The organism is Phenylobacterium sp. (assembly GCF_030645195.1).
In the GTDB taxonomy this organism is placed as follows: Bacteria; Pseudomonadota; Alphaproteobacteria; order Caulobacterales; family Caulobacteraceae; genus Phenylobacterium.
On the sequence record NZ_JAUSLW010000060.1, the window covers coordinates 1 to 10,444 of the forward strand.

Here is a 10,444-nt window from a genome sequence, read left to right on the forward strand (position 1 = left end):
GACATCGACGGTCGATTGCGAACGTTGCAGGGAGTCCTTGACCGCGTTCAGGGAGCCGGAGGTCGCACGCTGGTTCTGGGCGATGGCCCAGATGGCGCCGTTGTCCTTGGCCGAGGCGATCTTCTTGCCGGTGTTGATGCGGTTTTGAACCGTCATCAAGTCGGAATTGGTGGCGTTGAGGTTCTGGAGGGCGATCATCGCCCCGACGTTGGTATTGACGCTATTCGGCATCGGAGGTGTCCTTGTTCTCAGGTCACCGGTCGGCATTTTGCTGACCGCAGGCATTTTGCCCGTGTGGTTAAGAGCAAGTTCCGGGCCATCTCGGGGGATGCGCCCACGGGCTATCGGCCCGCCATAAGATGTTGAAATAGTGAGATTAAACCCTTGTTAGGGACGTATGCGCCCGGCAAATCTTGCCTAGCTTGACGGCGCTTGGGCAGAAATTGCCGACCTCACACGGCAAACGGCGCCCAGCAGTTCAAAGAGCTCGCCGGGCGGGGCCCCCTTTCGGGGAGCGCCCGCCCGGCGCTGCGACCAACTCAGCTGCGGAACAGAGACATAATGCTCTGCGGCATCTGGTTGGCGATCGACAGCGCTTGGACACCGAGTTGCTGCTTGGTCTGCAGCGAGGTGAGCCTTGCGCTTTCCTTGGCCAGATCGGCGTCGACGAGGTTGCCCACCCCGGCGTCGATCGAGTCCTGGAGCTTGTTGATGAAGGTCAGATGGTTGCCGAGCGATTTTGAGCCCGTCCCCAGCTTCGACAAGGCGGTCGAGACATTCGCGATGGATGTCCCGATCGTCGTGATCATGGCGGCGGCGGCGGTCTGAGTCCCGATCGAGTCGGTCGCCAGAATCGTGACAGCGCTTCCGGGCGTGCCGAGCGACATATCCTGCGCCATGACCGTGAGCTTGGATTGACCAGACTCATCGGCCAGGGCGGCGATCGTCACCGGACCCCCGACCTGACTTCCGTCCAACATATTCACGCCGTTGAACGACGCGTTCGAAACCGCCTTCGAAACTTGATCGCGCAGGGCCATGAAGTCTTCGTTCAGGGCCGTGCGGGACGCCGTGTCGAGGCTGGTATCGGACGCAGCCAGCGCCTTCTCCTTCATTTGCAGCAAGAGATCCGAAACCGTCTCACCGCCAGCAATTGCGACGTCGACCGTGGATTGACTGCGTTGCAGCGAATCCCGGACGGCGTTCAACGAACCGGACGCCGCACGCTGGTTCTGGGCGATCGCCCAAACAGCGCCGTTGTCCTTGGCGTTCGCCACCTTCTTGCCAGTGTTGATGCGGTTTTGAACCATCGCCAGGTCTGAGTTGGTCGCATTGAGGTTTTGGAGCGCGACCATCGCGCCCACGTTGGTGTTCACCGAATTGTACGGCATTTGGGATCCTTCCATTCTGGTCGGGAGAGAGTTTGCGGCTTTTGCCTGCGGGGCGTTCTTCGCCTTACCCACACCCTCGCAAGCTCCGGGCCAGTTCTGGCACGGCGTTCATTTTTTATGGTGTTGTTTTTATTGAATTTTTTGAGGCCCCGCGGGCTGCCGCGTTAAGCATGCCCGGACTCAATTGCCGCCTCGGCACGACTTGCCGGGATCAAAGGCGCGAGCCGCTTTCGGCGTGCCGATTCTGCCCGGCAAGGCAAGTCGAACCCGCCCGCGGCGCGATTGCGCCGCGGGCGGCCACTGTCACCAGCCCAGGTCGCAGTCGCCCTGGGGGCTGTCGATGCTGGCGTCGAAGACGTTGAGATCGCGGACGAAGAGCGAGGTGCACCACTCGATCTTGTTCACCGGACCCGGGCCGTAATAGTCGATCCGGCGGAAGCCGGCGGCGCTGAGCAGCCGATAGGCTCCATTGTACTGCCACCGGTCGGTGTTATCGAACAGGATGAACCCGCCGGGCTTCAGGTGACGGATGGCGAGCCAGGCGCTGAGCGTGCGGGCCATGCCGTCCACCACGATGACGTCGAAGTGCCCGGTCGGGAAGGCCATGATCTCGGTGGCGTAGGCGACGAACTCCTCAGACAGCAGCCCATGCATGATGTTGTGCGGTGTGCTGTGGGACAGGGGCAGTTCCGGCGGATCGGCGAAGAACGGGGCCACGGCGGCTCGCCGTTCATCGTCCGCCGCCTCGTTCATCTCGCGGACGATGACCTTGAGGTTGGGTTGGGCCGCGTTGGAGACGTGCAGTCCCCATTCCTTGTCGTGCTCGACGCTGGTGACCTCGGCGACATTGTTGGCCCACCAGAGGGAGGAGCCGCCGCAGCCGTACTCGAACACCTTGAAGTCGGGACGGATGATCCGCTTGAGCTGGATGAAGGCCGGATAGGTGATCCAGGGAACCACGCCCTCATTGTTGCGCGGGATGCCGCCCAGGCTCTCGAACCAACCGCGCTTCTGCAGGTAGCCCTGGGCGAAGCGGTAGATGTCGGCGTTGACCGCGGCCTGTTCGTTGATGTCCATCCGCAGGAGTCCTGTTCTGGGCTTAGGCCGCGCCGCTTTTCAGCAGGCCGTCGAAATAGGCGATGGTGCGGGTCAGGCCCTGCTCGAGGGCGATGGTGGGCTGCCAGTCGTCCAGCAGGGCGCGGGCCTTGCTGATGTCGGGCTGGCGCTGCTTGGGGTCGTCGGCCGGCAGGGGCTGGTAGGTGATGGTCGACTTCGACCCGGTCTGGGCCACCACCATCTCGGCCAGGGCCCGAATCGTGAACTCGCCCGGATTGCCCAGGTTGATGGGGCCGGTGACCTCGTCGCCGGTGTTCATCAGGCGGATGAAGCCCTCTACCAGGTCGTCGACATAGCAGAAGGAGCGGGTCTGCAGCCCCTCGCCATAGAGGGTGATGGGCTCGCCGCGCAGGGCCTGCATGATGAAGTTGGAGACCACCCGCCCGTCATTGGGGTGCATGCGCGGGCCATAGGTGTTGAAGATCCGCGCCACCTTGATCTGCAGCTTGTGCTGGCGGTGGTAGTCGAAGAACAGGGTCTCGGCGCAGCGCTTGCCCTCGTCGTAGCAGGAACGGATGCCGATGGGGTTCACATTGCCCCAGTACTCTTCCACCTGCGGGTGGATGGTGGGGTCGCCATAGACCTCGCTGGTGGACGCCTGGAAGATCTTGGCCCGCCGCCGCTTGGCCAGGCCCAGCATGTTGATGGCCCCGTGCACGCTGGTCTTGGTCGTCTGGACGGGGTCGAACTGGTAGTGGATCGGCGAGGCCGGACAGGCCAGGTTGTAGATCTCGTCCACCTCGGCGAACAGCGGGAAGGTCACGTCGTGGCGCAGCAGCTCGAAGTTGGGGTTGGGCAGCAGGTGGGCCACGTTGCGCCGCGAGCCGGTGTAGTAGTTGTCGACGCACAGCACCTCGTGCCCCGCATCCAGCAGACGTTCGCACAGATGCGAGCCGACAAAGCCGGCGCCGCCAGTGACCAGTATGCGCTTCATGTCCGTCCGGTCTCAAGACTATCGGGTCGGGCGGCGCGCCGCCCCCTTGAGCCGCAGAACCTAGACTGAGTCTCGCCCTCCGTGGGCGGGCGTCACTGCGCGGCCGCCCCCTCCCCCAGCACCCGCGGGTCGCCCTCCAGGCTGGAGGTGTCGAAACCGTGGAACAGGGACAGGAAGCGGAAGGGATGAGCCTGGTAGGACGGGTACATCACGTTGTTGATGTCGGTCGCGGTGTCGAAATAGGCGATCCGAGGCGCCTCCCCCCGCGCCATCAGGTGGTGGCGCGCGAAGATCAGCCCCACCTGGTCGATCCAGCGGGTGACCTCCGGCTTGGCCAGCTGGGTCTCCAGATAGCGGGCGAGGAAGGCCAGCAGGCGGTGGGCGTTGGGCGTAGGGTTCACCCACAGCAGGTTGGCGGTCAGCCGTGAGCCGGCGTTGAGGCTGAGTTCGTTCTCGTTGAACATGACGTCGGCGCCGGCCCCGCGGGCCAGCAGGTCGGCGACGCCCCGCTGCAGGATGAGGTCGATGTCGGAGACGAAGACCGGCCGCTCCAGGCGGGCCAGGAGGGCCCCCAGGCGCAGGAACCGCACACACTGGAAGTGGGCCACGGGGCGGGAGATGAAACCGGTGGGCGGGGCGTCATAGACCCTGGTGGTCACCGCCCCGGCGTCGAAGGCGTCCCCGGCGAAGACCAGGCGCTCGTCGCCAATCCCCACGGCGGCCGCGATCTCCGCCAGCCGGTCGGCGCCGCCGATCACATGGATGACGACCAGGCTGGGGACGTCGGAATATTTCAGCACCGACAGCGCGTACCAGCGGGCGTAGAGGTCCACATAGGTCTCGTCGGCGGCGGCGAAGAACACCGCCTGCGCGCCCAGCCGGTCAGCCGCCGCGCGCACACCGTCCCAGTCCATCGGCGCGCCGGAGGCCGAGACGAAGGTGAGCTCGGGCTCCGGGCCGGGCTCAGGCGTCGGGGCGTTCACGGCCGCCAGGTCGACGGCGTCCAACAGCAGGCGGTAGTGGATGGCCCAGCCTTCCCACTCCGACCCGGCCTCCACCTCGATCCGCAGGTCGGCCGCGGCGCCCAGCAGGGACTCGATCTGGGCCTGACTCTCGGCGGTCAGCGGGCGGCAGAGGATCAGGCTGACGACGTCGTGGATGTCGCGCAGTCGCAGCAGGGGATGGGTTTCGACGCTGAGGTCGAGGGCCAGGGCCATCTTCGCGGCGATCTCGGCCAGGGCCGGGTCGGCGGGCTTCGGCGGCGTCGCCTGACCGAGTTGGCTCAGGGCGTCCAGAGCACCCGGGTGCTCCGGATGGATGGCCACCAGGGCCTTGGCGTAGCGGAGCACCTGCGGCCACCGCCCGAGGACCTGGTTGCAGGTCATGGCCGCGCTCAGCATCGGTTCGCTCTGGGGAACCATCGCGACCAGGGCGGCGGCGTAGCGCTCGGCCTCGGCGATCTCGCCGGCGGCCACATGGGCGTTGAACTTCTCCACCGCCGGCAGGGAGTGGGCCTGGATCTCGGGCAGCAGGTCGTCGGCGTCCGCCCGCAGGGCGCGAATGGCGCGCAGGACGCCCAGGACCTCAAGGCTGCGGTCACGGGCGGCATAGGCCTCCAGCAGCCGGCGCAGGACCGCTTCGTCGCGGGGCATAAGGGTCGCCAGGTTCTCGAAAGCCGCCAGGGCGTCGTCCTCCCGACCTTCCGCCGCCAGGCGCTGGCCGAGATCCATCAGGCGCTGGGCCTTGGCGGAGGGGCGCTTGGATCGGCGCTCGAACAGGAAGTCCATCTGCAGCAGAGCGCCGTCGCGGACACTGGCGAGGCGATGGAAATCGGCCACCTCGGCGCAGCGGAAACCCATGGCGGCCAGCTGTCCGAACACCGCCTCGGCGGGCGCGCCACCGATGTTGTACTCCACCAGCGAAACCTCAACGAGGATGTAGTCGGCCTCCGACAACACGGTCTGGCCGCCCAGCAGGACGTCCAACTCCGAACCCTGGGTGTCGATCTTCACGAAGTCGAAGCGGCGCCCGGCCAGCAGATCGTCGAGGCGGACCTTGGGCACCTCCGCCCGCACCAACAGCTCATCGCGGAAAAAGTGCGTGTCCTCGCGGTAGAGCGAGGCGCCGGTGGTTTGCAGCCAGTTCGCGGCGAGGAAGAGCTCGCCGACACCGGTTTCCTTGGAGGCCGCCACCATGTGCCGCTCGAAGGGCAGCTGGGCCAGGGTCTGGGCGCAGTGGGGGTTGGGCTCGATCAGGGTCGGGACGCAGTCGGGAAACAGCCGCAGGAAGTCGGTGGCGAACCGGCCCTCATGCGCGCCTATGTCCAGCAGGGTGGCCGGCGTGTAGCCCTCGGCGCGGAGGCCTTCGAGAACGGTTTCAATCATCCTGTTTCCAGTTCAGGGCCACGCCCGCGCCTGCGGCGCGGACGGGTCAATCGGCGGCGACGCGTCGCGGGCGGGGCTGCGGGGGCGAGACCTCGGCGGTCTCCCCCTCGGCCAGGGCGATATCCTGCGGCGTCCACAGCCGGGCGTCGGCGGGGATCGGGCGCGCCAGGTGGCGGCGGGCCAGCTTGGCCTTGTAGTGGTGGTGATAGTCCTCGACCGCCAGCATCTCCCGAGCCTCGTGGTCGTGATCGACGCCGACCTTCATGTAGAGGTCGAGATTGGCCAGGTCCGGACGCGGCAGGGCGCCCTGCTGATAGTCCACCACCATGTTGGCGTAGAGATCCTCAAGGCTCCCCACCAGCTTCTCCATGTTGAAGAGGTCGCAGGTGGTCCGGTTGGCATCCAGTTGGGCCTTGTAGGCGGCGATCTGGGCCCGGTCGTGGCCCAGGGCCACCGCGCGTTCGACATATTCGTCGGGGCTGGAACAGACCAGGTCCGCCAGGCCCGAGGCGCGCACCAGGCTGCCGCATACCCGGGCGGCGAAGCTGCGGCCCGAAAGGGTGACCATCGGCACCCCCATCCACAGGGCGTCGGAGGCGGTGGTGTGGGCGCCGTAGGCCGCGGTGTCGAGGAAAAGGTCGGCCAGGGGATAGCGGGCCAGGTGCAGGGAATTATGCAGCTTCGGCGCGAAGATCAGGCGCTCGCGCGCGATGCCCTGGAGTTCGGCGAAGGCCAGCAGACGCTCGTGGGTCTCCGGCGTGCTCTCCAGCAGCCAGAGCACACTGCCCTCCACGCGCCCCAGGATGGCCAGCCAGCGCTCGAAGGTGGCCCGGCTGATCTTCTGGGCGCCGTTGAAGCAGCAGAAGACGAAGGCGTCCTCCGGCAGGTCGGCCGACTGGCGGGTCGGGCGCTCGGGGGAGACCACCCGCTTGCGGTCGTTGGGCTGGTAGCACGGCAGGCGCACCACCTTCTCGGAATAGTAGATCTCCGAACCCGGCGGGATGATCCAGCCGTCGGCGATGATGTAGTGGTGATAGGGGCTGCCCATGGTGCCGGGATAGCCCAGCCAGTTGACCAGGATCGGGGCCGGCCGGCGGGCGAAGACCGCGGTGCGCGATTCCCGGGTGTGGCCGTTGACGTCCACCAGGATGTCGATGCCGTCCTCCTCGATCCTGCGGGCGGCCTCGGCGTCGCTCATCGGCCGGATGTCGACCCAGTGCTCCACCGCCTGGCGGGTGCGCAGGTTGAGAGGATCGGCCGAGGGCGTCCCGCAATAATAGGCGAAGACCTCGACCTTGGCCTTGTCGTGCAGTTCGAACAGTTCGGCCATCAGGTAGCCGACGGCGTGGTCGCGCAGGTCCGAGGAGATGTAGCCCACCTTCAGGCGACGGCCCTGGAGGTCGATGGGCGCGTGGCGGCGGCCCTCGATCTCGGTGTCGGGCGGGGTCTCCACGCCAAGTTCCACGTAGCGGCTGGCCGAGGCCAGCTGCAGCAGAGGGTCGTCGGTGTAGGCGGCCATGGACAGGGGGTGGATCGAGGTCAGCAGGGCCTGGCGGTCCACGCCCGGAAGTGACTCGATCACCGGCCATTTGCACTGGGCCAGGCGCATGGCGAGATACTGTTCGATGACGTCGCGCTGGGTCGGGTCCAGGGCCAGGGCCTCGCGCATGGCCAACTCGGCCGCCTCGATCCGGTGATTGTCCGCCAGGACCCGGGCCAGCTGCTTGAGGGTGGCGAGCTTGTAGCCGACCCGCTCCCCGGTGACGCCGGCGACGTGGTCCAGGCCGGTCCGCCAAAGGGCGACGGCCTGGTCGATCTGCCCGTTCCGCTCCAGGACGCCGCCCAGGTTGATATAGGCGGGCATGAAGTCGGGGCTGACGGCGATCGCCGCCTGCAGGGCCTCTATGGCGGGGGCCAGCTCCCCGCCCTGGGTGTGCAGGCAGCCCCGGTTGAAATGGGCCACATAGGCCTGCGGGTGCTCGGGATTGTAGGCGACCCAGATCTTGTAGAGCTCGGTGGCCTGATCGCTCCTCCCCGCCCCGCTCAGGGCGTTGGCGGTGTTGATCAGCTCTCCCAGCCCCTGGGTCCCGGACGTCGTCTTCTGAAGGGCGGAGAGGAAGATGTCCTGGGGCATTGCGGTCTCGAGCATGTCCTTCCAGCCGCCGGCCGGCCGGCGAGTCGGCCGTCGTGCGATCGAGTCACCCTCTTCTGGCGCCTCCGGGCTCCGGATTCCAGACCGGGGCCCCCGGTGCGACCAACTGCGCCGGGGCTCCCGGCGCAGCTAGGTCGTCCGCCAGCCTCAGGTGCCGGCGATGTAGGCGTCGACCTGATCGCCCGACAGACTCTGCACCTGGGTGGCGGTCATGGCGTTCAGCAGGGTCGAACTCATGGCCGCGATGTTGGTGGCCGTCAGCCCGTCGAGCTGGGTCGAGGTCAGGCCAGTGATCTGGGTCGTGGCGAGCGCCGCGGCCTGGGTCGTGGTCAGCTCGGAGATCACCGTGGCGGCGAGCGCGCCCACCTGGGTCGAGGAGAGGGCCGCGAACTGGGTCGTGGCGAGTTCGCCCACGTCGGTGGTGTCGAGGCCCTTCAGCTGGGTGGTCGTGAAGGCCTTCACCTGGGTGGTGGAGAGCGCCGCCACCTGGGTGCTGTCCAGGGCCGAAACCCCGGTGGCCGTCAGGCCAGGGATCTGACCGGCGGTGAGGCTGCCGATCTGGGTGGCGCTGAACTCCCCGACATCCGTGGCCGAGAGGCCCGACAGCTGGGTCGTGGTCAGGCCCTTCACCTGGGTGGTGGAGAGGGCCTGCACTTGGGTCGTATCGAGCGAGGAGATGTTCGTCGCCGTCAGGGCCCCGAGCTGCGCCGCCGAAAGGGCGTTGATCTGGGTGGAATTCAGCTCGCCGAAGTCCGTGGAATTCAGGGTCTTCAGCTGGGTGGTGGTCAGGCCGCCCACCTGGGTGGTGGAGAGCGCGCCGATCTGGGTTCCGTCCAGGGTCGAGAGGCTGGTCGCCGACAGGCTGCCGATCTGGGCGGCGGAGAGCGCGCCGATCTGCGTGGTGTCGAGGGCCGCGACGCTGGTGGCCGTCAGGGCGCCGAACTGGCTGGCGCTCAGCGCGCTCACCTGGGTCGGGCTCAGTTCGCCGATGTCGGTGGTGTTGAGACCGGCGAGTTGGGTCGTCGTGAAGGCCTTCACCTGGGTGGTGGAGAGCGCCGCCACCTGGGTGCCGTCGAGCGCCGAGAGGCCGGTGGCCGTGAGGGCGGCGATCTGGGAGGTCGAGAAGGCCGCCACCTGGGTCGAGGTGAACTCGCCGATGTCGGTGGTGAAGAGGCTCTTCAGCTGGGTCGCCGTGAGGCCCTTCACCTGGGTGGTGGAGAGCGCCGCCACCTGAGTGCCGTCCAGGGACGAGACGTTGGTGGCCGACAGGGCCCCGAGCTGGCCCGCCGAGAGCGCGCCGATCTGGGTCGAGGTCAGCTCGGCGAAGTCGGTGGTCGAGAGCGAGGCGAGCTGGCTCGTGGTCAGGCCGCCCACCTGGGTGGTGGTGAGGGCCGCGACCTGGGTGCCGTCCAGGGCCGAGAGGCCGGTGGTCGTCAGGGCCGCGATCTGGGTCGTGGCCAGGGCGCCGATCTGGGTGGTGTCCAGGGTCGAGAGGCTGGTGGTGGACAGGGCCGCGATCTGGCCGGCGGTGAGCGCGCCGACCTGGGTCGCCGAAAGCTCGCCGATGTCGGTGGTGTCCAGACCCTTGAGCTGGGTGGCGGAGAGGCCCTTCACCTGGGTGGCGGAGAGCGCCGCCACCTGGGTGCCGTCGAGGGCCGAGATGTTGGTCGCCGAGATCTGGGACAGCTGGGTCGGGGTAAGCGCCGAGATCTGGGTCGCCGAGAGTTCGGCGACATCGGTGCTCTGCAAGCCGCCAAGCTGGGTGGCCGTCAGCGCCTTGACCTGGGTGGTGGACAGAGCCGCAACCTGGGTGGCGTCGAGAGCCGAGAAGCCCGTGGCCGAGAGCGCCGCGACCTGGCTGTTGCTCAGGGCCGAGATCTGGGTGGCCGTGAACTCCTGGACGTCGGTGGCGCCGAGCGCGCTGAGCTGGGTCGTGGCCAGGCCCTTGACCTGGGTCGTGGTCAGGGCCGCGACCTGGGTGCCGTCCAGGCTGGCGAGGTTGGTGGCGGTGATCGCCCCCAGCTGGGCCGGCGAGAACGACCCGACCTGGGTCGTCGTCAGCTCAGCGAAGTCCGTCGTCGACAGACCGCGCAGCTGGGTTGCGGTCAGGCCGCTGACCTGGGTGGTGGAGAGGGCCGCCACCTGGGTGCCGTCCAGGACCGAGAGCGCGGTTCCGGAGAGGGAGCCGACCTGGGCCGCCGAGAGAGCGCCGATCTGGGTGGTGTCCAGCGCCCCAAGGGTGGTGGGGGTGAGCGCGCCGAGCTGGGTGTTGGTGAGCGCGCCGACCTGGGTCGCCGAGAACTCGGCGATGTCGGTGGTCTCCAGACCCTTCAGCTGGGTGGTGGTGAGCGCCTTGACCTGGGTCGTGGACAGGGCCGCCACCTGGGTGGCGTCGAGGGCCGAGATGCCGGTCGCGGTCACCGACGCCAGCTGGGCGTTGCTGAGCGCCCCGATCTGGGTGGCGGTG

Annotated in this window: 6 protein-coding genes and 1 pseudogene; all 7 read right to left on the reverse strand. The window is 67.7% G+C overall.

Annotated features, from left to right (window positions below; genetic code table 11):
- Nucleotides 1–231 (reverse strand): annotated as a pseudogene (locus tag Q7T09_RS05125) (flagellin); the annotation flags it as partial.
- Nucleotides 232–539: 308 nt separating this feature from the next.
- Nucleotides 540–1,391, reverse strand: a complete 852-nt coding sequence (locus Q7T09_RS05130; protein WP_304698167.1) for a flagellin — start codon at nt 1,389–1,391, stop codon at nt 540–542.
- 303 nt (nt 1,392–1,694) lie between these two features.
- Entirely contained in the window at nt 1,695–2,468 is a 774-nt protein-coding gene (locus Q7T09_RS05135; protein ID WP_304698168.1) for a hypothetical protein, read from the reverse strand.
- 22 nt (nt 2,469–2,490) lie between these two features.
- Entirely contained in the window at nt 2,491–3,441 is a 951-nt protein-coding gene (locus tag Q7T09_RS05140; protein ID WP_304698170.1) for a UDP-glucuronic acid decarboxylase family protein, read from the reverse strand.
- Between the two features lie 92 nt (nt 3,442–3,533).
- Nucleotides 3,534–5,825 (reverse strand): FkbM family methyltransferase, encoded by a 2,292-nt coding sequence (locus Q7T09_RS05145; protein WP_304698172.1) that lies wholly within the window; start codon nt 5,823–5,825, stop codon nt 3,534–3,536.
- 46 nt (nt 5,826–5,871) lie between these two features.
- Nucleotides 5,872–7,974 (reverse strand): tetratricopeptide repeat protein, encoded by a 2,103-nt coding sequence (locus Q7T09_RS05150; RefSeq protein WP_304698173.1) that lies wholly within the window; start codon nt 7,972–7,974, stop codon nt 5,872–5,874.
- Nucleotides 7,975–8,124: 150 nt separating this feature from the next.
- A partial coding sequence (locus Q7T09_RS05155; RefSeq protein ID WP_370689204.1) for a beta strand repeat-containing protein occupies nt 8,125–10,444 on the reverse strand: 2,320 nt, incomplete at its 5' end.